This is a genomic window from Streptosporangium sp. NPDC023615 (assembly GCF_040640155.1).
In the GTDB taxonomy this organism is placed as follows: Bacteria; Actinomycetota; Actinomycetes; order Streptosporangiales; family Streptosporangiaceae; genus Streptosporangium.
Map to the genome: position 1 here is coordinate 6,386 of NZ_JBFABE010000012.1, position 24,944 is coordinate 31,329.

The window sequence follows — 24,944 nt, forward strand, 5'->3', positions numbered from 1 at the left end:
CGGACCTCGGTCCTGCGGAGGCGACCCGGTCCTCGGTCCTGCGGAGGCGACCCGGTCCTCGGTCCTGCGGAGGCGACCCGGTCCTGCGGACGTGCCCGATCTTCCGTGTGCCCGGTCCCGGGCCTCGGCCGGGCTCCGTGAGAATCCGGGGCGGTGGGTCCCGGGCGGGTCCCGGGCGGTGGGATCACCAGTCGCCGGTCAGCGGTCCTCCGTACCAGGCCTCGATGAGCCTGCGGGCGATCGAGAGGGTGGACGGCAGGCGGACCTCGCCGCTCTCCAGGGCGGCCAGCAGCTCGGCGCGGCTGAACCAGTGCGCCTCGGCGATCTCCTGGGGCTCCAGGACGAACTCCGTCGTCGTGGCCCGCGCGAAGAAGCCGATCATCAGGCTGCGCGGGAACGGCCAGGGCTGGCTGCCCATGTAGCGCGCGTCGACCACGCGCACGCCGACCTCCTCGGCCACCTCGCGGGCCACGGCGTGTTCCAGCGACTCGCCCGGCTCGACGAACCCGGCCAGCACCGAGAGCCGCCCCTCGGGCCACTGCGGCCCCCTGGCCAGCAGACAGCGGTCCCGGTCGTCGTGGATCAGCATGATCACCGCGGGGTCGACCCTGGGGAAGTGCTGGCTGCCGTCCTCGGGGCAGACCCGGATGTGCCCGCCCGCCCGCACCTCGGTGCGGCTTCCGCAGCGGGGGCAGAACTCGTGGGTGGAGTGCCAGGCCTCCAGGGCGACCGCGTACACCATCAGCCCGGCGTCCAGATCGCCGAGCAGCGAGCCGATCTGCCGGAGCCCCGCCGCCGAGACCGGTCCCCGCTCCCGCACGGAGGAGGGGAGCGCGGCGGCGAGCCGGTCGAGGGGCGCGGGACCGGGGTCCCCGGCGACGGGGCCGGATCTCCCCTGGGCGGGCACCGCCACGGCGAAGTAGGCGACCTGCCGGGCGTCCACGCCGAGCAGGTAGCGCTCCCCCTCGGGCGCCTCGGCGGTGGACAGCAGCACCAGCTCGGCCTCTTCGCCCAGGCGGCGGACCAGCGCGCGCCCGTCGCCGACGACCATGACCCTGGTGGCCTCGTCCGCCCAGGCCGCCTCCAGCCACCCGGTGTCGGCGCGGAGCGCCGCCGATCGGTCGATGGCACCGCGGGCGAGCAGCAGGGGGCCGAGCAGTCCTTCTTGTGCGGTGATCTCCACGCCGTTCCGTTCTCCCGAACCGAGTGCACATACTATGCGGCCGGGACGGACCTCTCCGCGCGCGTCACCTGGTCCGGTACCCTCCCTCCCGATGGGTCCGGCACGCGCCACGACCACCGGCCGCTCCCGCCCGGTTCTCCCCGCCGCGTGGGAAGGGGGGTCCTCGCCGTGGGCGTGGAACGTACATGTCCCCGCGGGGACAGGGATGCGGGACACGGAAAGGTCCCGACAAGCGGACGACACGGGTATATGCGGTCAATAGCCCGATCCCCCGTCTGCGATGATCGCCGTCTGGCTAGGATGCCGATGGTTAGGTTAGCCTTACCTGATCTCAGGAGTCTGCATTGCGGCTGTACCTCACCGCGCTGAAACCGACCGTCTCGGTCACCGACGGCTTTCTCCCGGCGGCGCGCGCGCTCGGCTGCGAGGTCACCATCCTCACCGACCGGCCGGAGCGGCACCGTGACGCCGGGACGGAGGTGCTCCCCTGCGACGTACGCGATCCGCGGGCGGTGATCGACACCGTCGCGCACCACCGTCCCCCGGACGCGATCTTCTCCAACTCCGACCACATCCAGGCGGAGACCGCGCTCGCGGCCGCCTACTTCGACCTGCCGGCCAAGGACTGGCGCGCCTGCGTCGACACCAAGAACAAGGCGCTCACCCGGCGGCGGCTGGCCGCCGCCGGGGTCGAGACCGTCTGGTCCCGGCGGCTGGGACCGGTGGACCCCCTGCCGGAGCGGGTGCCCTTCCCCGCCGTGGTGAAGCCCCGCGAGGGCGTGGCCAGCGAGGACGTCGTCCTGGTGGGGGACGCGGGCGAGCTCGCCGCGGCCGTGGCGGGGATCAGGGCCCGGCGCCCCGGGGAGGCGCTGGTCGTGGAGGAGTACCTCGACGGGCCGCTGCACACGATGGAGACGCTGGGGGACGGCGAGCGGATCGAGGTGCTCGGCGGCTTCCGCACGGTCCTGGGACCGCTGCCGCACTTCGTGGAGGAACGGCTCGACTGGGAGCCGCCCCCCGGCCGCGACCACGTGCTCCGGGCCCTGGAGGCGCTGGGGGTGGGCCTGGGCGCCTGCCACACCGAGTACGTGATGACCCGCCAGGGGCCGCGGATCGTGGAGGTCAACTACCGGGTGATCGGCGACCACTGCGAGTTCCTGCTGGCCGACCTGCTGGACGTGCCGCTGTTCGAGCTGATCCTCGGGGTCCATCTCGGGGCGGGGCTGAGGGCTCCCGGCCGGGCCAGGGGGCACGGGACCGCGCTGAGCCTGGTCGCCGGCCGCCCGGGGACGGTCGCCGCGGCTCCCGGGACGGTCGTCCCGGCGACCGGCGGACCGGTCAGGATCTGGCACCGGCCGTTGCGCGCCGTGGGCGACCGGATCGAGCCGAGCCACACCAACCGGGACTACCTGGGGATCGTCCGCGCGATCGGCCCCGACCGGGCCAGCGTGGACGCGGCCATCACGGGATTCAACGCCGAGAACCCGTGGGTGATCGCATGACCGGTCCCGGCCAGGGGCCGGCCTCCCCCGCCGGCGCCGGTGCCGCCTTCCACGCCCGGCTCTCCTCCGCCGCCTTCCGCGACGGTTCCGGCCGTCGCGCCGGGAGCGGCTCCGGTCCCGGCGCGCGCCGTTCGGGCTCCGGCGCCGGTGCCGGAGCCGGAGCCGGCTCGGTGAGCCCGCGGGAGTCCTACCTGGCCGCCCGGGTGCTGGACGCGCTGCTGCGCGAGGACTACGGCGGCCTGGCCGGGCGGATGACCCGGGGCAAGGACGGGGTCGCGCTGCTGCTCCCCGGGGGCAGGCGGGTGCGGCTGACCCCGGGCTCGCTCTTCCAGGACTTCGTGACGGCTCCCTGGGAGACGTTGCGCCTGCGGGAGGTGCTGCACGCGCTGCGCGAGGTCTCCGCGCCGGCCGACGCCGCCGGGGTCGAGTCGTTCGTCCGGGAGTGCCACGAGGCGCTGCGCGCCCTGGACCTGCACGACGCCCTCCGCGAGGAGGTGCTCGCCAGACTGGACCCCGTTCCCGGCGGCACGCCCGCCCCCCGGGGCCGGGACTCCGGGAAGCGCGGGGGCGGGCGGCGCGGCGGGAGCGGGGGCATGCGGTACGAGACGCTGGCCGCCTTCGTCGACCATCCCGTCTACCCGACGGCCCGCTGCCGGATCGGGCTCTCCGACGAGGAACTGGTGGCGTACGCGCCGGAGTTCGCGCCCGTCTTCGCGCTGCGCTGGGCCGCGGTGCCCCGCGAACGGCTGACCGGGGCACAGGTCCCGGACGCGCCCGCCTTCCCGGACGCGCCCGCCTTCCCGGACGTGGGGCTCGCGCCGGACCTCGCCGGGACGCACGTGCTCTTCCCGGTACACCCGCTGACGGTCGCCGAGGTCGAGCGGATCGAGTGGGCGACCATGGCTCCGGAGGCGTACCTGAACGTGCGGCCCACGCTGTCGATGCGCACGGTCGAGGTCTCGCCGGGCACCTTCCTGAAGCTGCCGCTGGCCACCAGTACCCTCGGGCTGCGCAACCGGAGGTCGATCAAACCGGGCACGCTGGTCGACGGGGCGCGGGCCGAACTGCTGCTGCGCGCCATGCCCGACCCGGAGGTGCTCCTCGCCGACGAGCAGACCTACGGCCACGCCGGGCACGAGTACCTCGGCTGGCTGCTGCGGCGTCACCCGGCCGGGGAGGTCGTCCCGGTCGCGGCGCTGCCGGCGCCGCTTCCCGGGGGCGGGCTGGTCGTGGAGGAGCTCGCCGGGCGCTGGTGCGGAGGAGACGTCGCCCGGTTGCTCGAACGGTACCTTCGGACGCTGTTCCGCTTCCACGTGCGTCTCTTCGTCAGGTACGGCACCGCGCTGGAGACCCACCAGCAGAACCTCTCGCTGGTGTTCGGCCCCGCCCCCGCCCCCGGCCCCGGCGGCGGTCCGGCCGGGTTGCTCGTCAAGGACAACGACGGTCTCCTCACCTCGCCGGAACGGCTCCGGGACGCGGGCCTGACGGTCCCGGACTTCACCGACCCGCGGATGCTGACCGACGATCCGCACGCGCTGGCCGACATGTTCGTGACCATCACCCTGCACCTGGCCGCCGCCGCGCCGGTGTTCGGCACGCTACCGGCGCGCCGGGCCTTCGAGCTGGTCCGCGGGACGCTGGCCGAGGCGCTCGACGCGTACGGGGAGGACCCTATGGCCAGGCTGCTGCGGGCCAGGACCCTGGACGCCGCCCGGCTCGTCGGGAAGTCGATGATCACCGCTGGGACACTGGTGGACAAGGCGCGTACCGGCGCGCGCGACGTGAACAAGTTCTACGGCACGAGCGGCCCGAACTACCTCCGCCAGCCACCCCAGGCCGCACCGGCCGCGACCACGCGAAGGACGCCATGACCAGCCTCGCCCTCGACTCCCCGGCGTCCGTCGCCGAGGAGGCCTCCCTCGCCGCGCTGCTGCGCTGCTGCGTGCGGGAGATCTCGGCACCCCGCGGCCAGGTCGGGCACGAGTGGCCGTACGTGCTGCTGCGCGTCGCGGGCACCCCGCTGCGCGTCCGCGCGCACGGCGGCCTGGCGCTGCGCTTCGACGGGCGGGCCGAATGGCTGGAGAACGGCACCTGGCAGCCGCTCTCGGCGGACCTGCTCGTCCGGCTGGTGGAGAGCGAGCTCGGCGAGGACAACGAGGAGTTCGCCTCCCAGGTGGCCGAGAGCAGGGACGTCATGGCCGCGCTGCTCGCGGCGCGGCGGGACGCGCCGCCGCCCGCCGACCCGTGGCTCGCCTCCGAGCAGGCGCTCGTGTTCGGGCACCCGTTCCATCCCAGCCCCAAGGCGCGCGGCGGTGACGGCTGGCTGCGGTACGCGCCCGAGGCGCACGCGAGCTTCCCGCTGCGGCTGCTGGGGGTCAGGCGGGACGTGCTGGCCGGCGCCGGCGACACGAGCTCCCTGGACGCGCTCGGCCAGGCGCCGCCGGGCTACGCGCTGCTGCCCGCGCACCCGTGGCAGCTCGATCTGCTCGCGGCGGACCTGGCCGCGCCGCTGGCCGACGGCCGCCTGATCGACCTGGGCGAGAGCTCCCGCGACGCGGTCCCCACCTCGTCGGTCCGCACGGTCTACGAGCCCCTTACCGACCGGTGCCTGAAGTTCAGCCTGGACGTGCGGATCACCAACTGCCTGCGGAAGAACTCCTGGTACGAGCTGGCGGGCGCGGTCGAGCTGAGCCGCCGCCTCGAACCGGTCTTCCGGGAGCTGTCGGCCGACTTCCCCGGCACCCGCTGGCTGCCCGAGCCGGGCTACCGCTCGGCCGCCCTGGGCACCCGGCTGCTGGAGGGGCTGGGGGTGATCGTCCGGGTGGCGCCGTGGTCGGTCTGCCGGCCGGGGGTGACCCCGCTGCTCAGCGGCGCCCTGGCCGCCGCCGGGCACCCGGTGGCCGATCCGGTGAGCTGGTGGCGGGCGTACGTGGAACGCGTGGCGCCACCGGTGCTGGACGCCTACCTCGGCCACGGCGTGGTGCTAGAACCCCACCTGCAGAACGTCCTGATCGGCGTGGACGCGGCGGGACTACCGGTGGAGGCGGTCTTCCGCGACCTGGAGGGGACCAAGCTCGTCGCCGGACGGCACGATCTGTCCGGGCTGCCCGGCCGGGTGGCCGAGGCGCTCACCTACGACCCGGCCGCCGGGTGGGACCGGGTGGTCTACTGCCTGATGGTCAACCACCTCCCCGAGATCGCCGCCTCCCTCGCCGGAGCCGGGCACGGGAGCGGGCACGCGAACGGGGGCGGGCTCGGGCGTGAGCTGTGGGCGGTCGCCAGGGAGGTCCTGGACGGGTACGCCGGGTCCCGCGGGTGGCCGCGGCGGATGACGGACCTGCTGTCCGGGAGGCCGCTTCCCGCCAAGGCCAACCTGTCGGTCAGGTGGGCCCGCTCGGCGGACCGCTCCGCCGGGTACGTACCGGTCGCGAACCCGCTGGCCCCCTCCTGACCGCACACGAGACCACCGGCCCCGGTCACAGCCCCGGTCCCGGCCACGGTTGCTGCCACGGCCGCGGACGCGTGGAAAGGGGGCGGCGGTCCGTGCACCGCCGCCCCCCGCTCGGTCCCGCCAGGCGGGAGATCAGTGGGAGTGGACCTCCAGCTCGTAGAGGGAGTAGCCGTTCGAGGTGCCGCGCGTGACGCCCTGGACGCGCACGTAGCGGGCCTGGGTCGGGGCGAACGTCACGTTGTCGACGCCGCCGTTCCCTCCGGTGACGGAGCGGACCGTGGTCCAGGCCGAGCCGTCGGTGGAGGTCTGGATCGAGTACGCCGACCCGTAGGCCGCCTCCCAGCGCAGCACCGTCCTGGCCACGGTCGCGTTCGCCCCCAGGTCCACCTGGAGGTACTGGTCGTCGCTGGACGAGCTGGACCAGCGGGTGGTGGGATCACCGTCGACGGCCCGGCTCGCCGGGTGGAAGAGCTGGCTGCTGGAGGCCCTGGCGGTCTTCCCCCGGGCCAGGTTGGCGGTCACGTCGCCCCGGCGCGCCGGGAACGACACGACCTCCTGGTAGGTCGGCCGGTTCTGCCAGGAGATCAGCGAGTGCTTGATCCCGCCGAGCGGCGACTGCTCGACGGCGTCGGAGCACCACTGGTCGCCCGCCGAGCAGACGTCGTCGGCCGGGTAGGTCGTCGCCGCGGGCTCGGCGAGCGCCGCCGACAGGCTCTCCAGCAGCACGGTGCGGCATCCGGCGACGGTGCCGCCCCCGCAGTACTTCGCGGGCAGCGGGCCGGAGACCTGGTCCCCGAGCACCGCGCGGACGTCCTTGCTCACGTACCCCCACCAGCCGTACTGGAAGGCCGAGCCCTTGTGCGCCTGGGCCTCGTTCGCGGAGGCGGGGAAGGAGGACACGTCACCCTGCTGGTGACCCGACGGCGACTCGTTGATCTGCAGGGTGTTGACGAGCGACTGGTAGAGGCCGTCCCCCAGGCCGGGCCTGAACTGGGCGCGGACCAGCTTGGGCCACCACGCGTCGAACGCGCGGATCGCGTCGGCGTGGGCGTAGGTCTTGCTGCCCGGCGAGGTCTCCACCCTCTTGGCGCCCGACGCCGCCCAGGCCTCCAGCTTGGAGACCGTCGAGGCCAGGGCCGGGTCGGTCACCGCGGCGCTGCCCAGGACCCGGAGCAGGTCGGGCAGGACCCTCGTGCCGCGCAGGTCGGTCACGGCGGCCTCCGCCATGATCTTCACGGTGCCCGCCTTGTCGAGCTTCCCGGCACCGGCCAGGGCCGCCTTGACGGGCCGGTCCAGCAGGTCGGCCCGGTGGACCGGCCCGAAGCTGAAGTTGCCGTCCGCGGCGCCGTAGTCCTTGGCCTGCTTGTTGTTCCAGCTGACGAAGTAGTCCTGGCCGGCCGACTGCGGGTGGGTGGACGCGGGGGTGTAGGTCGCGGAGTTGGTGGCGGGGTCGAAGCCCGCCCACTCGTGCGCCGCGTCGGCCGTCATCGGCAGGTTCGGGTCGGAGACCGCGGACCTGACCGGGGTGTTGCCCGACATGAAGTACGCCGCGTCGCGGGAGTTGACGTAGAACCAGTTGAACGCGAAGCCGATGGTGGAGGCGGAGTTCATGAACGCCGCCGGGTCGCCCATCTGGCCGGGGTCGTTGAACATCTGGAACCCGACGGCCGAGTCCACCTCGTGCCGGTAGGTGGAGCGCAGGGTGGTGAAGGCGGTGGGCCGCCCGCCGACGGTGCCGCGCCAGCTCACCAGGCCGTACCGGGTGCGTTGCACGACCAGGTCGTAGGAGCCCTTGGCGGTGGAGTCTGCGACGGTCGGCTTCCAGGAGTTGGTCTTCCTCAGCGTCTCCATCGCGGTGCAGACGCCCTGGTGGAGGTAGTGGTTCGAGGAGACGGTGGCCGCGCCGCCGCCGGGCTCGCAGAGCTGCAGGGCGTAGGTGTCGGTGATGTCCTGGCCGCTGGAGGTGGCGTTCCAGGCGTAGTCGGTGCCCCGGCCGAGCAGCACGTAGAGGTTGAGCCCGGCGAAGGCGGCGCCGCGTGCCCGGATGCCGGGCCCGGAGAGCTCCTGCAACATCAGCAGCTGCGGGGCGAAGTAGCCGGTCTGCGGGCCGAACACCGCGATCGGGTGCCCGGTGGCGGACTCGGCGGCCGACACCACCACGGCGTTGGACATGCCGGGCTTGGAGTTGTCGACGAGCAGGCCGTCCATCATGCCCTTCGGGGCGGTGGCCGGAACCGCGGCCGAGGACGCGGCCGACCCGGTCTCGTTGGCGGTGACGTCCACCGGCGCCGTGGAGGGGTCGGGGAGGACGACGCCGGTGGCGCCGGACGGCGCGTTCCCCGACGGGAAGCTCTGGCCGTTGTGCAGGGTGAGCGTGGTCTCCGGGTCGTTCTGCGCGCGGAACGCGGCCCAGACCTGGTCGCCGACGGCGGTGCCGTACTTGGCGCGGGAGGCGACCCGGACCAGGGCGGACTGCATCTCGGCCCCGCCGCCGCCGCCGAACAGGCCGCCGATCACACCGGAGATCGCCACCAGGTCGGTCATGGTGAAGTCCACCGGCCCGCCCTTGTTGGTGATCGCGTCGAGGTGGCCGGTCAGCACGTACTCGCCGGGGCAGTTGCGGTCGGCCATGCAGCGGTCGATGTAGGCGTTGACACCGCTGATGTAGCTCTGCACGTCGTCGTAGAGCTGGGCGCCGCGCGGGCCGGAGGCCCTGACCCGGTCGATCTGCGCCTGCAGGTCGGCCTCGGTGTAGGGGGCGTTGCGCCAGGCGCTCTGCTCCAGGGCCCGGTTGCCCGGCGCCCCTCCGGCGAACGGGGTCAGCTCGCCCCGGCCGACGTGCCGCATCAGGTCCATCACCCACAGGCGGTCCTGCGCGCCCGCGTACCCGGCGCCGAACATGGTGCCCTCGCGGGTGGTGCCGGTGATGTGCGGGACGCCGGTCGCCCTGTCGCGGACGATCGTCACGTCCGCGCGGGGACTCGTGGTGCTCTCCACCTGTCCCGCGGGGACGCCGAACGAGGCGTCGTTGAAGAAGTCGGAGATCTGCTCGTCGGTCAGGCCGGTGTAGCCGGAGATGAGGCCCGCGTACCTGCCGAGCTGGTCGTCACTGTGCCTGGGCTTGGTCCCGAGGGCCTGGTGGGCGAGGATCCCGGCCAGGGTCGCGTTGCCGTTCTGCCCGGGGGGCAGGATGTCGGAGCACTCGCCGAGGCAGTAGTCGTCGGGAGGGGGAGCCGCGGTGGCCGACCGGATCGCGGCCGTCGCGGCCGGGGATACGGTCGCGGACGCCGACGCGGAGGTGGGGACGAGGGGGGATGCCAGCGCGAGGACCAGCAGCAGCGCGGGAGCCGCCGTGATCCTTCGCCTGAGGCGTGCATGCACAGGAGAATCCCTAAAACATGAGGCGTACTCGAATGTTGAGAGGAACATACGTTCCGGCCAACACCGAATCAATGGCCGCCGTGAGAATCGTCCGCGCCGATTCCGCACCGCGCCGGAGGGCGGGTCGGCGCCGGGCGACCGGGACACCCCGGGGACCCGGCCGGCCCCCGCCGGTCCCTCACGACGACGGTTCGTCCGCGGCGCCGACCTTGACGGCGCCGAACACGACGACCGTGCTGAACGTCGTGCCGTCGATCTGGTACGCGTAGCAGCCGGGCCCGCCCACCGTCGTCGTGCCCGGCACGCTGGTCCTCGGCATGGTGAGGTCGGCGTGGTACCCGCCGTCGCGCCTCTCACCGGTGTAGGAGAACCTGGCGCTCGCGGTGCCCTTCCCGTCGACGCGCGCGGCACGGATGAGGACCGGCCCGGTGTAGTCCGCGACGACCCAGCGCACCTTCTTCACGTACGAGCCGTCGGGCTCGCGGTCTTCGGGGCGGAGGTCCAGGACCGCGCCGCCCTTCATGAAGTAGTCGGCGATCGGGTACACCGGCCCGTCACCGAGGACCCTGGACGCCTCCCCGGGCCCCGACCACGGGCGCGGGGAGGTCGTGGGACATCGTGCCCCCGCCCGGACGACGGGGAGCCGCAGCGGCCGGGGTTCCAGCACGGCGGACACCGTCGGGGACGCCGTGGGGGACATCGGGGGGGACGCCGTGGGGGGCGCCGGGGTGGGGACCTGCGGCGACGGGCGCGGCGGGACCGGACCGCCGCAGGCCGCCGCGAGCGTCGTGAGGAGGACGAGCGCCGGCACCCGCGTCAGCCGTTTCGGTGACCTCATGAGAGCCACTATCGGCCATCCGCCGCGACGCGTCGACACCGCGAGCCGAGGCCGCGGTACCGGCCCTCTGGACCGGCACCGCGGACCGGCCTTCCGCACCGGCGCCGCGGACGCGGTGCGGCCCCGTGGAGGGGGCCGGGGAACGCGCGGGCTCGTTCAGCCGGCCGAGGTGAGCAGCGGCAGGCTCCGTACCCCGGTCAGGTTGGGGCTGGCCAGGAACCGCGGCGGCTCGTCCGGGTCGGTGCGCAGGCGGGGGAAGCGGTCGAGCAGCATGCCGAGCGCGACCCGGCCCTCCAGGCGGGCCAGTGGCGCACCGAGGCAGAAGTGGATCCCCCGGCCGAAGGCGAGGTGCGGGTTGGGGTCGCGGGTGGGGTCGAAGACGCCGGGGTCGGCGAACTGGCGCGGGTCGCGGTTGGCCGCCGCGACCCAGACCATGAGCAGTTCTCCCGCGGGCACGTGCTCGCCGCCGAGCTCGACGTCGACGTCGGTGACCCGGCCGAGGGTGGCGAACGGGCTGAAGAAGCGCAGGGACTCCTCGATCACCGCGGGAATCGTCGACCGGTCCTCCCGGACCCGGCCGAACCACTCCGGGTGGGCGTCCAGGCAGAGCACCGTGTTGCCCAGCAGCATGGTGGTGGTGATGTGCCCGGCCAGCAGCAGGAGGTTCGCGAAGTTCACCACTTCTGTCCGGGTGAGGCGCTCGCCGTCCACCTCGGCCTCGACGAGTTTGGTGAGCAGGTCCGCACGCGGCCTGCGCCGCCGCTCCTCGACGTGCTCGCCCAGGTAGTCGGTCAGGTGCGCGACCTGCTCCCTGACGTGGGCCAGGTCGCGCACCTGCTCCTCGCTCTGGTCGCGGAGCGAGAACTGCCGGGAGCTGTCGAAGATGCCGTCCACCCACTGCTTGAACAGGTGGCGGTCGCCGGCGGGCACGCCCAGCAGCTCCGCGATGACGATGACCGGCAGCGGGTAGGCGAGGTCGGCCACCAGTTCGAGCCGGTCCCGCCCGTCCAGCGCGTCCAGCAGCTCGCCGGTCACCTCGGCGATCCGCGGTTCGAGGTCGGCGACGACCTTGGGGGTGAAGGCGTGGCTGACGAGCTTGCGGAGCTTGCCGTGCACGGGCGGGTCCATCTGCACCAGGTTGCCCTCGGTGGGCTCCCTCATCCCCTCGGGCAGCGTCCGGGCGGTGTCGGAGGAGAACGTCTTCGGGTCCCCGAGGATCCGCATCACCTCGGGGTAGCCGTAGACGTTCCACATCCCGGTGGTCTCGTCGAACCGGACCGGCCGGTCCGGGTGGCGGTCACGCAGCCAGAAGTGCCCCTCGTGCAGGCCCCATGCGTCGGCGGTGGTGGTCATGGCGTGCCTTCCTGGTCGGGACGGGCCCGGGTCAGCCGGGCTCGTCCGGGCGTTCGTACGCGTAGATCCACTTACGGAAGGGCGGGATCAGGTCCTCGATGATCGCGATCATCTCGGAGGTCGCGTCGGCCAGTTCCCGATCACCCGGCGGTACGGCGGGCTCCAGGGCGTGCCTGACGACGTGGGCGAGCGACTCCGCCCTGGCCGCCGCGTCCATCGGCTCCTCGGAACGGTGGACGTGGAAGCCGGTCGTCACCGCGCCGAAGGTGAACGCCGGGTTCGGCACGTCGGCGCGGAACAGGCCGTGCCGGGTCATCAGGTCGTGGAACCGCTCGGCGATGAGCAGCTCGTGGCCCCGCAGGGAGGCGTCGGCCCGCGTCGCGTGCGTCCCCTCCGTGAAACCGGCGACCATCGCCCCCAGCACCGGCCTGCGGGCGACGGCCAGGAACGTGGAGGAGACCAGGCGGTGCGGCAGCAGGGTGCGCGGGTCCCGGCGCAGCTCGTCGAGGAGTTCCTCCAGGTACGCGATGGACTCGCGCAGCAGCACGGCCTCGAAGAGCTGCTGCTTGGTCCGCCAGTGGAGGTAGACCGTGCCCTTGCCGATCCCGGTCTCCCGGGCGACGTCCTCGACCGTCACCTTGCGGTAACCGTGGCGTACGAGCAGCCCGCCCGCCGCGTCGAGGATCCGGTCGGCACGGCCGCCCGCCCGCCCGGCCTTCTCCCGCACCCGTTCCCTCCTTCTGACTTTTTGACCGATTATGAAATCCGGTCAACACGTCAACGGTAACCTTCGTCCCGGCACCGGACAAGCCCCCACGCCGGACGGGCGACCGGCGTCGGCCCGGACCTGACGGCACGTTTCACACCGCGTCGCGTCGTGTCGTGTCACGGGCCCGGGTGGTCGCGGGCTCGGGCGCCGGTGAGGAGGGCACGGGTCACGGACGGGCTCGTCAGGCCCGCTCCGGGGTGGGGCGGTGCAGGACGACCGCCAGCACGACGAGCGCGACCCCGGCCAGTTCGACGGCCGAGGGGAACTGCCGGAGCACCACGACGCCGATCACCGTGGCCGTGGCCGGAAGCACCGCCACCAGCAGCGCGTAGGTGGAACGGGCCATCCGTGCCATGGCGAGCTGGTCGCAGACGTACGGGATCACCGACGAGCAGATCCCGACCCCGATCCCGGCGGCGAGCACCACCGGATCGGTGAGCGCGGGAGCGATCCACCGGAACGCCACCGGCGCGACGAGGACCGAGGCGACGAGCATGGCCGCGGCCAGCGCGTCGATGCCCCCGACGTCACCGGCGGAGTCACCACCGGCGTCGCCGGAGTCACCACCGCCGCCGGTGGTGCCGAGCCGCTGTGACATGCGATGGGCCAGCACGATGTAGGCGGCGAACAGCAGCGCGTTGGCGAACGCGAACACGAGGCCGAGCCCCTCCCCGACCGGCCGGACGTCGGTCAGCGTGTAGACGCCGCCGACGGCCGCCACGAGCGCCAGGAGGTTTCGGGCGGTCCGGGCGCCGAGCGCGGCCAGCGCGATGACGGGCAGGAACTCGATCGCGGCGACGGTCCCCAGCGGGACGCGGTCGATCGCCAGGTAGAAACAGACGTTCATGGCGGCCAGTACCGCGCCCCAGGCGACGATCGTCCGGCGTCCCCGGGCGTCGAGGCGGGCCAGGGTCCGCCAGGGGCGGCGCCAGAGCGCGAAGACCAGCGCGGCGCTCCAGATCCTCAGGCCCGCGACCCCGAGGGGCGCGAGCCTGGCGAACAGCAGCACGGCGAAGGCCGGGCCGAGGTAGTGAAAGACGGCGCTCCCCATGAAATAGGACCACGGAGGCACCGTCGCGACGAGGGCACGGGGGCCCGTGGACGACATGCCGTCAATCGTCGGCCGGACCGTAGATTGGGGAAATGGCGAATCGAAGGATCAGGCCCGGGCGGGCGTACGAACCCAAGGGAATGGACGACCTGGACCTTCGCATCCTCACCGAGCTGCAGAGCGACGCCAGGGTCGGCTTCGCCGAGCTGGGCCGCAGGGTCGGCCTGTCGGCGCCCGCGGTGGCCGACCGGGTACGGCGGCTGGAGGAGACCGGCGTGATCACCGGCTATCGCGCCGAGGTCGACCCGCGCGCCCTGGGGTTTCCCGTCACGGTGATGGTCCGGATCCGCCCGGCGGTCCGGGAGCTGCAACGCATCGCCAAGATCGCCAAAGAGGTCCCGCAGATCGTCGAATGCCACCGCATGACCGGCGACGACTGCTTCTTCTTCGTGATGCACCTGCGCACGGTCGCCGAGCTGGAGCCGATCCTCGACCTGTTCACCCCCTACGGCCACACGACGACGTCCCTCGTCCACACCTCTCCCGTGCCGCGCCGCCCCCTGCCCCTGGGCTGAGCGCCCCTCCCCGGAGGCCGCCGGGGTCCGGGGTCAGCCGAGACGGGGCACGGACTCGACGAGGGCGACGAGCCCGCGCTCGTCGAGCAGGTCGACCGGCCGGACGGTCTCGTTGAGCAGGACGTAGTGGAAGGCGGCGCTCACCTGCGCCAGGGGGACGCCCGCCAGGTGGGACCAGGCCAGCCGGTAGGCGGCGAGCTGGACGGAGGCCGCGGCCTCGGCCTTCCCCCCGGCGGGGCGGCGGCCGGTCTTCCAGTCCACGACCTCGTAGCGGCCGTCGGACACCTGGAAGACCGCGTCCATCCGGCCCCGGACCACCCGGTCGGCGATCATCGTCTCGAAGGGCACCTCGACGTCCAGCGGTTCCCGCTCCACCCATTCGCTCTCCTCGAAGCGGGCGCGCAGCTCGTCGAGGTGGGCGTCGGTCTCCTCGAAGTCGTCGGACGCGCCGGGCAGCTCGAACTCGTCCATCAGTCGCTGCTGGCCCCAGCGCCCCTCCAGCCAGCGGTGGAAGGAGGTGCCCCGGCGGGCCAGCGGGGCGGGCTTCTTGGGCACCGGACGCCGGATCTGCCTGGCCAGCGCCTTGGGGTCGGAGGCCAGCGTGACCAGGGCGGAGACGGTCAGGTGGGCGGGCAGCTCCACCCGTCCGGTACCGCGCCGCCGGTTCAGCTCCCGCTCCCTGAGCAGCAGCTCGATGTCGCGCTCCCACGCCTTCGCGCGTTCCCTGTCCCATCCCCGCAGGTCGGCCACGGGCACCGGCCGCTGCTCGTCGGACTCGAAGGCCGCGGGCGCCGTCCGCTCCACCGCCGCGAGCGGCGCGTCCCCGTCCGCGGGGACGCCCTCCTCCGCGGTCGCGGGGACACCCGTCCCGGCGGTCGCGGGGACCGCTCCCGCGTCGGCGCGGGTGACGTCCCGGGACGGGGGGACGGGCGGTGTCGCCTCGCCCCCGGGATCCCCACGCTCTCCGGGATCCCCGGCGAACGCGTCCTGCGGGCCGTCCGGGAAGGGCACCTCCTCGGGGTCGTCCCCGAAGGACCCGTCGTCCGGGGCGTCGGGGAAGGGAACGTCGGTGAAGGGCGCGTCGGGAAAGGGCACGTCGGACAGGGGGACGTCCTCGTACACCGGCCCGGAACCGGCCGCCACCGTCCGCGCGGCCCCCGGAGAGCCGGGAGGCCCAGCCGAACCCGCGGAGCCCGCGGAGCTCGCGGAGCCCGCGGAGCCCGCGGAGCCCGCCGGCGTCGGAAGGCCCCCGGACCCGGGCGACCCGGGCGACCCGGGCGACCCGGGCGACCCGGAGGCGGCGCGTACCCCCTCCTCCGCCAGGGCGGCCAGGGCCGCCTCGACCATGGTCGCGCCGTCCAGCACGGCGGCGTAGCGGACGTCGTCCGGCGCGATCGGCCAGGCGGACTCGGCCGGCTCGGCCAGCAGCGGGTTGGTGGCGCCCTCCTCCGGCTCCGGCGCCCAGAACGCCACCCGCCCGCAGGTCTCGCGGATCTCCACCAGGAAGTCGGACGGCTCCAGCGGCTTGGCCGCGCTGCCCCACCGGTACCCCGAGGCGATCAGCAGGTAGTGCGCGCGGGTGACGGCGACGTAGGCCAGGCGGCGCTCCTCCAGCAGGTCGCGGTCGCGGCAGCGCTCGTCGAAGTCGGCCAGCTCCTCCTTGCTCAGTCCGGTCAGGACGGGCAGGTCGGAGGTGTCGCCGCGCAGCGGGTAGGGCAGCTTGCGGGGGTTCTCGGTCCACTTGGGACTGGTCGCGGGACGGGCCGGGAACATGGTGCCGACGGTGAGCGTCCCGGCCTTCGACAACGCCTGGGACAGGCCGGGCACCACGACCACCGGCCACTCCAGGCCCTTGGAGGCGTGCACGGTCATCAGCTTGACGCTGTTGCTCTCGCCCACCCGCCCGGCGTCCAGGCCGTTCTCCTCCTCGTCGGCGGCCTTGAGGAACGCCAGGAACGCGCCCAGCGTCGGGTCCTCGGAGTCCCCGGCGAAGCGGGAGGAGGCGTCCAGGAAGGCGTCCAGGTCGGCGCGGGCGGCGAACGGGCCGACGGCCGTGCCCCGGGCCGCCACCTCGATGTCCAGGCCGAGCCGGCGCTCGACCTCCTGGATCAGGTCCGGGAGCGGCTGGCCGGTATGGGCGCGCAGCAGGCGCAGCTCCTGGGCCAGGGCGACGAGCCGGACCCGCGCCAGCGGGGAGAACAGGTCCTGCCACTCGGGGCGGTCGGGCAGCTCGTCGAGGGCGTCGATGAGGCTGCCGCGCTCCTCGGCCATGTCCGCCACCACCTGGTCCAGCGGGTCGGCCACCGGGGAGGCGCCCTCGCGGGTCTCGCGGTTCAGCTCGCGGGCCCGCTCGCCCAGCTCCCGCAGGTCGGCCGGGGCGATCCTCCAGCGGGGGCCCGACAGCAGCCGTACCAGGGCGTCCCCGGCGCTCGGGTCGTAGATCACCCGCAGCGTGGAGACGATGTCGGCCACCTCGGGCACGGTGAGCAGGCCGCCCAGCCCGACGATCTCGACCGGGATGCCGCGCGACTCCAGCGCCCGGCGCAACGCGGGGAACTGCGAGCGCTTGCGCGCCAGGATCGCCACGTCGTGGGGCTGGAGCGCCTGCGGGCCGCCCCAGACGCTCTGCTTGGCCCGCTTGCGCTCCCCCTCGCCCCAGGGCATTCCGTCGGGCGCGCTCTCGGCGCCCAGCACCCGGGCGATGCCGGCGGCGACCCAGTCCGCCTCGTCGTCGGCGGTCTCGTGGAAGGCGCACACCACCCGGCCGCGCTCGACCCGGTTGCCGCCGGGCACCAGGACCGGCACCTCCCTGGCCTCCATCCGCAGCGGCAACTGGAGGCGGGCGGCGACGTCCAGCACGGCGTCGCCGTTGCGGAAGCTCACCGACAGGCGGCGGATCGGGGCGGGCTCCCCGGCGGGGGTCCTGAAGTCGCGCGGGAAGCGGGTCAGGTTGCCCGCCGAGGCGCCGCGCCAGCCGTAGATGGACTGGCAGGGGTCGCCCACGGCCGTCACCGGGTGGCCGCCGCCGAACAGCGCGCGCAGCAGCACGAGCTGTGCGTGGCTGGTGTCCTGGTACTCGTCCAGCAGGACGACGGCGAACCGGCCGCGTTCGATCTCGCCGACCTCGGCGTGCTTGGAGGCGATCCGGGCCGCCAGCGCCATCTGGTCGCCGTGGTCGACGACCTCCCGCCCCCGCTTGAGCCGGTCGTAGGCCTCCACCAGCGGCAGGAGCTGCTCCCTGGCCCGCTGGACGAGCAGCGGCCTGCGCTGGTCCTTGATCGGCGTGCCGGGCAGTTCGGCGAAGCGGGCGTCCAGCCAGGCGCCGACGTCGCGCACGTCCTTCGGGGTGCGCAGGTGCTCGGCCATCTCGCCGGCCAGCTCCAGCACCGCCCGGGTGACGGTCGCCGGGCTCCACTCGACCTCCGCCATCGGCCCGTCGTAGGAGCTGACGACCCGTACGGCGAGCTGCCAGGCGACGGCCGGGGAGATCAGGCGCATGGTCGGCTCCAGCGCCTCGCGCAGCGCGTGGTCGGTGACCAGGCGGGCCGCGTACGCGTGGTAGGTGGAGATGGTCGGCTCGCCCTCCATCTGCTGGGCGGGCACCTGGCCGGTCTCGACCAGGCCGGTGAGCCGCTCGCGCACCCGGGCGGCCAGCTCCCCGGCGGCCTTCCTGGTGAAGGTCAGGCCCAGCACCTGCTCGGGCCGGACCAGCCCGTTGGCCACCAGCCAGACGACGCGCCCGGCCATGGTCTCGCTCTTGCCGGAACCGGCCCCGGCCATCACGACCATCGGCTCCAGACCGGCCTCGATCACGGCGGCCTGTTCCGGGGTCGGCGGCAGGATGCCCAGCTTGGCGGCCAGCTGGACCGGACTCAGCACGCGGCGCCCCCGCGGCGGTCGGCGGGCCTCAGCACACCTGGTCCCCGTTCTTGCTGACCGGGCAGCTCGACCGCACGGCGCAGGTACGGCAGCCGTCGTTGGCCTTCGCCTGGAAGGAGGGCCCCGACATGCCGGTCGCGACGTCCTCGACCATGTCCCGGGCCCAGCCGGGGTCGGCGTCCTGTGACAGGGGCGGCTGCGCCTGCTCCTTGGCGCCCTTCCTGCCCGCGGCGTCGCCCACCTGGACCAGGGCGGCGCCGCCCGGCTCGGTCATGCCGTGCCGCTGGAAGGCGCCCAGCAGCGCGGCGAGCTGGTAGACCCCGAGCTGGGGGTGGCGCTCCAGGTCGGCGTCCTTCGGGCCGTTCTTGCCGGTCTTGATGTCGATGATCACCGCTCGGCCCTCGTCGTCACGCTCGACCCGGTCGACCCGGCCCTTGATCTGCACGTCCTCCGACACCATGGCCGTGAACGCCTCCTCCACACCGACCAGCTCGCGAGGATTCTCCTGGTGCCAGCGGACGAACTTGGAGATCATCTCCTCGGCGACCCTGCGCTGCTTGCGGTTGTACCAGACGCCGCCGAAGTCGAGCTCGTGCCAGACGTCGTCCAGGCGCTTGCCGAGGGTCTCCTCGGTGGGCATGCCGGTCGCGGCGAGCACGGCCAGCGCGTGCACGACCGTGCCCAGGCCGCGCGCCACGTCGGTGCCGCCCGCGCCGACCGAGGTCTCCAGCAGCCAGCGCAGGCCGCACTTGCTGAAGCTCTCCACCGCCGAGGGCGAGACGCGCACGATGTCGTCGGGCCAGCTCAGCGGGCGGTCGTCGGACAGGGGGGTCAGGGCGTACCAGTCGTTGGGGTGGGCGCCGGGCACCCCGGCGGCGGCGAGCCTGGCCAGGTGCGCGGCGGCCGACCTGCGCAGCGGTTCGGGCCGGGTGGAGTCGGCGACCGCCGACCGCAGGTCCGCCACGAGCGCGGACATGCTCAGCCAGCGCGAGCGCTCGTCCACGCCGTTGTCGTCGGTGGAGCCGGGCACCAGCTCGGTCAGGAAGCGCGAGGGCCGCTCCTCGGTGTCGTCGCCGCCCACCGCGGTGACGACGAGCCGCCTTCTGGCCCGGGTCGCGGCCACGTAGAACAGCCGGCGCTCCTCGGCGAGCATCTGGGAGGCGAGCGCGGCGTGGACCGCGGCCGGGTTCTCGTGCTCGGAGCCCTCGGCCCTGGCGACCATGTCGTCGGTGCTCAGGATGGAGCCGCGCAGCCGCAGGTCCGGCCAGGCGCCCTCCTGCACCCCGGCGACGACCACCACGTCCCACTCCAGGCCCTTGGAGCGGTGCGCGGTCATGATGCGGACCGTGTCGCCGTCGGGGGCCCGTTCGGCCAGGGAGTCGCCGGGGATCTCCTGGGCGACGAGGTCCTCGACGAACACGTCCACCCCGGCGTGCGGGAGGCGGTCGACGAACCGGGCGGCCTGGTCGAAGAGCGCCACCACGGCGTCCAGGTCGCGGTCGGCCATGGCGCCCCTGACGCCGCCCCGCAGGCTGGTCTCGGTCCACCGGGAGGCCAGGCCGGTGGCCTGCCAGACGGCCCACAGCACGTCCTCGGCGGTGCCGCCGCGCCGTACGGCCTCGGTGGCGGCGGAGATCAGCCCGGCCACCCGCTCGGCGGGCGCGGCCACGTGCGGCTCGACCCGCACCAGCTCGCGCGCGTCCTTGAGCGCCGCCACCAGCAACTCACCCGAGGAACGCGGCCCGGCGGCCTCGCGCCCGAGGGAGAGGTCCGCCGCCTCGTCCGCCGTCGTGTCCGCCGTCGTGTCCGCCCCGTCCACCCGCTCGGCCGCCGGTACGGTCGCGGGCTCGGCCGCCGGTACGGCCGTCACCACGCTCGCGGGGCCGGCCACCGCGCCGATCGCCGACTCCGCCGCCCGCTCGACGGCGCCTCCCGCCACCGGCTCGGTCACCGACTCCTCCGCCGGACCGGCCATGTCCCCGGCCCCGCCCGCGTCCGCCGTCCCGGCGGCGCCCTCGACCCCGTCCCCGGCGTCCCCGGCGTCCCCGGCGTCCCCGGCGTCTTCTGTGTCCCCGGTGTCTTCTGTGTCTCCTGTCCGGTCCGTCGTACCGGTGCCGTCACCGCCCGCCGATCCGGCCCCCCGCCCCTCCGAGGTGCCGTCCGAGGTGCCGGCGGGAGTCCCGTCAGGGGTCCCGTCCGGCGGCACGGTGCCCGGGTGGGCCAGCGCCTCGTGCTCGGCGACCCGCAGGGCGCGGCGCAGCCGGCGCACACCGATCATGTCGGTGCCGCCGAGCGCGCCGGTCAGCAGTTCCTCGGCCAGCCCCTCGTCCAGGGTCTCCGGGTGCAGCGCCACCTGGATGAGCCGGATCAACGGCCTGACCCCCGGCTCCTGGAACGGCGGCACCTCGCCGCCGGTCACCATGACCGGCACCCCGGCGGTGACCAGGGCGCGGCGCAGCAACGGCACCTGACGCGTGGCGGAGCGCACCAGCACCGCCATCCGCGACCAGGGGACGCCGTCCAGCAGGTGCGCCCGGCGGAGCGTGTCGGCCACGATCGCCGCCTCCTGGGGGGTGCCGTCTGCCACCAGCACCTTCACGTCGCCGGGAACGGCCTCCGGCAGGGCGCGCAGGTCGCGGTGGGCGGCCCCGCCCGGGATCGCGGGCAGCCGGGCGGTGACCCGCCGGGTGGCCCGGAGCAGCTCGGCGCCGCTGCGGCGGCAGACGCGCAGCGCGACGACCGGCGCCTTCGCCCCGGCGGCGTCGCGGAAGCGGTCGGGGAAGTTCATGATCCCCCGGACGTCGGCGCCCCGGAACCCGTAGATCGACTGGTCCGGGTCGCCGACCACGACCAGGTCGCGCCCCTCCCCGGCGAGCTGCCGGAGCAGGAACTCCTGCGCCGGGTCGGTGTCCTGGTACTCGTCGACGAAGACCGCGTCGTACGCCGACCGCTCGCGCCCCCGGACGTCGGGGTCGGAGAGCAGTGCCCCGGCGGCGCGGATCAGCTCGGCGTAGTCGAGCACCGGTTCGACGTCGAGGTCGAACCTGGCCTGGTAGCGGCCGGCGAACCTACCGGCGGCCACCCAGTCGGGGCGGCCGTGGCGGCGGCCCAGCTCGACCAGCTCGGGCCCGTCGAGGCCGCGTTCGGCGGCACGGGCCAGGAAGTCGCGCAGCTCCCCGGCGAAGCCCCGGGTCTTGAGGGCCTCGTGCATGTCCTGCGGCCAGTGCGCGGCGCCGTCCTCCAGCTCGCCGTGCAGCAGGCGGCGGATCTCCAGGAGCTGCTCGGGGCCGGTCAGCAGGCGCGGCGGCAACTGACCGGCGAGCAGGGCCTCGCGGCGGAGCAGGGCGTAGGCGTAGCTGTGGAAGGTGAGGGCCAGCGGGGTGCGGGTGGTGCGGCGCAGCCGGGCGGTGATGCGCTCGCGCAGCTCCTCGGCGGCCTTGCGGCTGAAGGTGAGGACGATCACCCGCTCGGGGTCGACGCCCCGGCGCTCGATCCGGTCGACCACGCTCTCCACGATCGTGGTGGTCTTGCCCGTGCCGGGCCCCGCGAGCACGAGGAGCGGGCCGCTCTCGTGCGCCACCACCGCCCGCTGGTGCTCGTCGAGCACAGGGGCAACAGCCTTCCCTGCATCCTCACGACGTACCAGCCGCCAGTCCCGACCACTCACAACTCGCCATTCCACCAGATCCCGGACGATGATCGTGCCGAGTCGGGGGGTACGGCATGGCGGATTCCGCGCCGGGCGTGGCGGACCGTGTGCGGGTGCGGGGCGGCCGGGGCCTCGGGGCACGGCCCGGACCTGGGCGGGAGCGCCGGAGGGTGCCGCGGCGGGCGGCTCCCGGGAATCCGTTCGAGAAAACGGTCCCCGGGAGCCCGCCGGGCGGGTCAGCCCGCCCGAACGGCGGAACCGGCGGCTCCTCTCAGGGGACGAAGACGCGGTCGACGAGCCTCGCGGTCGCCTTGCCGTCGTCGCGGGGCGCGTAGGTGCGCTGGAAGAGCTCGTAGCGCTCGGCGTGGGCGGCGGCCACCTCGTCGACGGAGCCCAGGGCCTCGATCACCTCGGCCGAGGTGGACAGCAGCGGGCCGGGCGCCTCGGCGGCCAGGTCCAGGTAGAGACCCCGCTTGGAGGAGTAGCGCTGCAGGTCGTGGGTGAAGAAGAGCATCGGGCGGCCGGTCGCCGCGAAGTCCACCATGACCGACGAGTAGTCCGTGACCAGCACGTCCGTGATCAGCAGCAGATCCGTGATATCCGGATATGTCGTGACGTCCCGGCCGAGGCCGGCGGGCACGTTCGGCGCCGCCTGCATCGAGTGCGCCCTGATCAGGAACTCGTGCCCGGGGCCGAGCGCCCGGCGCGCCTCGGCCAGGTCCAGGCGGATCGAGGCGTTCCTGCGGTCGTAGTCGCGGTAGGTCGGCGCGTACAGCACCACCCTGGCGTCCTCGGCGATGCCGAGCCGCGCGCGCATCCGCGCCGCCAGCTCCTCGCGGTCGGGCGCCACCAGCACGTCGTTGCGCGGGTAGCCGCTCTCGAGGACCTCGCCCTGGTAGCCGAAGGCCCGGCGCAGCACCGGGGTCGCCCAGGGGCTCTGCGAGATCAGCAGGTCCCAGCCGCGCACCTCGGCGGCCTGCCGGTGCCAGGCCGCCGGGCGCGGGTCGCGCGCCATGTGCGGCAGGTCGTTGCCCATCCGCTTGAGCGGGGTGCCGTGCCAGGTCTGCACGACCGTCTGGTCGTCGCGCGCCCGGAACCACGGCGGCAGGAAGCCGTTGGTCACCACGTACCGCGAGCGGGCCAGCGCCGCGTAGTGCTCGCGGCTGCCGGCGCGCACCACGGTCGGCCCGGCGCCCCCGGCGCCCCCGGCACCCCCCGCACCGAGCTCCGCGAGCTCCGCGGGCCCCGGAGGCGTGAACGCGCCGTCCTTGACCACCCAGATGTGCTCGCCGCCGTCGCCGCGCCGCATCCGCTCCTCGTAGACGGCGCGGACGTTGCCCTCGTACTGCCGTCCGTCGTAGGAGACGTAGACGGTCGCGTCGGTGAGCTCGCGGGTCCGTTCGGCGGGGTAGAAGCCCCGGCGCAGCGCGTACAGGCCGCCCGCGCCCTTCTCGTCGTCGGGCAGGTGCTCGGCGACGGAGAGCACCGGCACGTCGAAACGGGTGGAGATCAGGCGGTACTCGCGGCCGTCCCGGATCTTCACCTCCTCGTCCAGCCCGTCCAGGATGGCGTGGTCGACGCGCAGCGGGACGATCTGGCCCTTCCCCTTCCCCGCGCGGACCGCCATGCTCCAGGTGCCGCTGCCCAGCGGGGCCGCGTCGCCGAACCTCGGCATCGCGGCCGGCGCGAACCGCACCGTGAAACGGGAGCCCTCGCGCTCCAGCGGGATCGCGTGGATCAGGCCGGTGCGGTGCTTGAGGGTCAGCTCGGCCGCGCCGGACCCGGGGTAGGAGCCCTCCAGCGTGAGCGTGCCCGCCTCGTCCCAGACGGCCGAGGTGACGACCGGGTGGATCCGGTGCGCCGAGACGATCACCCGGTCGCGGCGGTCGCGCAGGACGGTGATCTCCCGGTCGCCGACGACCGTGCGGCTCTCCTCCGCCTTTCCGATCATGACGGAGGCCGCCGGGTCGCCCTTGGGCTCGATCCAGAGCCGGCCGCCGTCGCGTTCCTGCAGCAGCGAGTCGACCGCGAGCGGCACCACCACGGCGGTGCCGCCCTCGACGGGGGTGAAGTCGGCGGCGATCCGGTGGCCGTTCAGGCGGGCCTGGCCCCGGGTCACCTCCTTGCCCGGCAGGAAGACGCCCACCTCCAGGCGCTCGCCCTCCAGCCGCACGCCGCTCAGCTCGGCCCGGGTCGGCTGGAGCACGATCTGCAGCGCCCGGTCGGAGGTCCACACCGGGCGGATCCACCAGCCCTTGCCGAGATCCAGGCCGGCGGGCCGCTCGGTACGGCCGGTGGTGGGGCCGCGCAGCAGGCCGACCGAGCGGGCGCCACGGCTCCAGATCACGATCTCGGCGCGCCAGGTGGTGGTGTCCTGCACGGTCTCGCGGCGGCGCAGCAGCCGCTTGCCGCCCCGCACCACCGCCCGCACCGACGAACGCCAGCGCAGCGGCCAGGGGCTCAGCTCGGCGACGAAGCCGGACCAGTCGTAGTTGCAGCCGGCCTCCTCGGCCCCGTGGGTCGCCTCGGGGTGGAAGACCCTGCGGGTACGCATCCGCACCGGCGGCAGCCAGCGCGGGCCGCGCAGCACCACGGTGGCCCGGTTGAGGCGGCGGCTGCGCACCGAGAGACCGGCCAGGTAGGCGTGCCCGCTGACGCGTAACCGCCCGCCGGACCAGGACAGGTCCTCGACCTGCGTCATCGGGATCAGGTCGGCGGCCCGCAGCCGGAACAGCTCCTCGGGCAGCTCGTCCTGGAGCGGCAGGTCGGCGTACCAGCGCAGGTTCTTGCGGACACGCTTGGACGGCTCCGCGGCGGCGGTCACCAGCTTCTGCAGCGCCTCGCCGTCGGCCAGCTCGTCCACCGAGCGGTGCTCGATCAGGTGGAAGGCGATCCTGCGGGCGACCGGCAGCTCGCGCTTGACCTTCGGGTCGACGCCGGTCACGTACGGCTTGACCAGCGTGACGAAATCACGTCGCCGGGCGGCGCCGCGCTTGGTCGCGATGTCCAGGCGGGTGCCCAGCGGTCCGGCCAGCGCGTCGGCGTCGAAGCGCCGGCGCTCCTCCGGTTTCAGCCCGTCGGCCAGGACGGCGTCCATGATCGAGGCGAGTGGTTCGCCCCGGTCGCAGAGATCCTGGACAGCCCGCAGCCGGTCAACGACGGGATCGCCGCTGGCTCGTGCGGGGGTGGCACCGGTGGCCATGAGGAAAGCACCGCCTTTCGGACAGAGCGCTGTCCCTGGCCATGGTAGTGCGCCCCGGCGGAGGCGGTTACGCCGTGGATTACGGGCTTGCGAGATTTACAGGATTTCGTG

Annotated in this window: 13 protein-coding genes; 4 read left to right on the forward strand and 9 right to left on the reverse strand. The window is 74.2% G+C overall.

Annotated features, from left to right (window positions below; all coding sequences use genetic code 11):
* Positions 1–184: 184 nt before the first annotated feature.
* Complete coding sequence (gene nudC, locus AB0G16_RS12090; RefSeq protein ID WP_362802774.1) at positions 185–1,183, reverse strand: NAD(+) diphosphatase; 999 nt, start codon at positions 1,181–1,183, stop codon at positions 185–187.
* Positions 1,184–1,527: 344 nt separating this feature from the next.
* Between nudC and AB0G16_RS12095 the strand changes: the two genes are divergently transcribed.
* From AB0G16_RS12095 to AB0G16_RS12105, 3 genes are read left to right on the forward strand one after another with little or no spacing between them, the layout of a single operon-like run.
* Positions 1,528–2,685, forward strand: coding sequence for a siderophore biosynthesis protein (locus tag AB0G16_RS12095; RefSeq protein WP_362802777.1), 1,158 nt, complete (start codon positions 1,528–1,530; stop codon positions 2,683–2,685).
* Entirely contained in the window at positions 2,682–4,556 is a 1,875-nt protein-coding gene (locus AB0G16_RS12100) for an IucA/IucC family protein (RefSeq protein WP_362802780.1), read from the forward strand. Before AB0G16_RS12095 ends, AB0G16_RS12100 begins: the two co-directional genes overlap by 4 nt.
* Entirely contained in the window at positions 4,553–6,136 is a 1,584-nt protein-coding gene (locus AB0G16_RS12105; protein WP_362802783.1) for an IucA/IucC family protein, read from the forward strand. The genes AB0G16_RS12100 and AB0G16_RS12105 overlap by 4 nt, the downstream gene beginning before the upstream one ends.
* Before the next feature lie 132 nt (positions 6,137–6,268).
* On the opposite strand, the gene AB0G16_RS12110 is transcribed toward AB0G16_RS12105, so the two are convergent.
* The 5 genes from AB0G16_RS12110 to AB0G16_RS12130 all read right to left on the reverse strand — a co-directional run bounded on the left by AB0G16_RS12110 (position 6,269) and on the right by AB0G16_RS12130 (position 13,528).
* On the reverse strand, positions 6,269–9,517 hold the full coding sequence (locus AB0G16_RS12110) for a penicillin acylase family protein (protein ID WP_362802786.1): 3,249 nt from the start codon (positions 9,515–9,517) through the stop codon (positions 6,269–6,271).
* Positions 9,518–9,695: 178 nt separating this feature from the next.
* Positions 9,696–10,355 (reverse strand): hypothetical protein, encoded by a 660-nt coding sequence (locus AB0G16_RS12115; RefSeq protein ID WP_362802789.1) that lies wholly within the window; start codon positions 10,353–10,355, stop codon positions 9,696–9,698.
* A 156-nt stretch (positions 10,356–10,511) separates the two neighbouring features.
* A complete protein-coding gene (locus AB0G16_RS12120) occupies positions 10,512–11,708 on the reverse strand; it encodes a cytochrome P450 (RefSeq protein WP_362802792.1) in 1,197 nt (398 codons plus the stop codon).
* A gap of 31 nt (positions 11,709–11,739) precedes the next feature.
* A complete protein-coding gene (locus tag AB0G16_RS12125; RefSeq protein ID WP_362802795.1) occupies positions 11,740–12,435 on the reverse strand; it encodes a TetR/AcrR family transcriptional regulator in 696 nt (231 codons plus the stop codon).
* Positions 12,436–12,658: 223 nt separating this feature from the next.
* Positions 12,659–13,528, reverse strand: coding sequence for an EamA family transporter (locus tag AB0G16_RS12130; protein WP_362802798.1), 870 nt, complete (start codon positions 13,526–13,528; stop codon positions 12,659–12,661).
* A 92-nt stretch (positions 13,529–13,620) separates the two neighbouring features.
* Here AB0G16_RS12130 and AB0G16_RS12135 point away from each other — a divergent pair, with 92 nt between their 5' ends.
* Complete coding sequence (locus AB0G16_RS12135; protein WP_362802801.1) at positions 13,621–14,103, forward strand: Lrp/AsnC family transcriptional regulator; 483 nt, start codon at positions 13,621–13,623, stop codon at positions 14,101–14,103.
* Between the two features lie 33 nt (positions 14,104–14,136).
* Here the strand turns inward: AB0G16_RS12135 and AB0G16_RS12140 are convergent, their stop codons facing one another.
* From AB0G16_RS12140 to AB0G16_RS12150, 3 genes are all read right to left on the reverse strand, one after another.
* Positions 14,137–17,982 (reverse strand): ATP-dependent DNA helicase, encoded by a 3,846-nt coding sequence (locus tag AB0G16_RS12140; protein ID WP_362802804.1) that lies wholly within the window; start codon positions 17,980–17,982, stop codon positions 14,137–14,139.
* Positions 17,983–18,010: 28 nt separating this feature from the next.
* On the reverse strand, positions 18,011–21,589 hold the full coding sequence (locus tag AB0G16_RS12145) for an ATP-dependent DNA helicase (protein WP_362802807.1): 3,579 nt from the start codon (positions 21,587–21,589) through the stop codon (positions 18,011–18,013).
* A 313-nt stretch (positions 21,590–21,902) separates the two neighbouring features.
* Entirely contained in the window at positions 21,903–24,833 is a 2,931-nt protein-coding gene (locus tag AB0G16_RS12150) for a CDP-glycerol glycerophosphotransferase family protein (protein WP_362802810.1), read from the reverse strand.
* Positions 24,834–24,944: the final 111 nt, after the last annotated feature.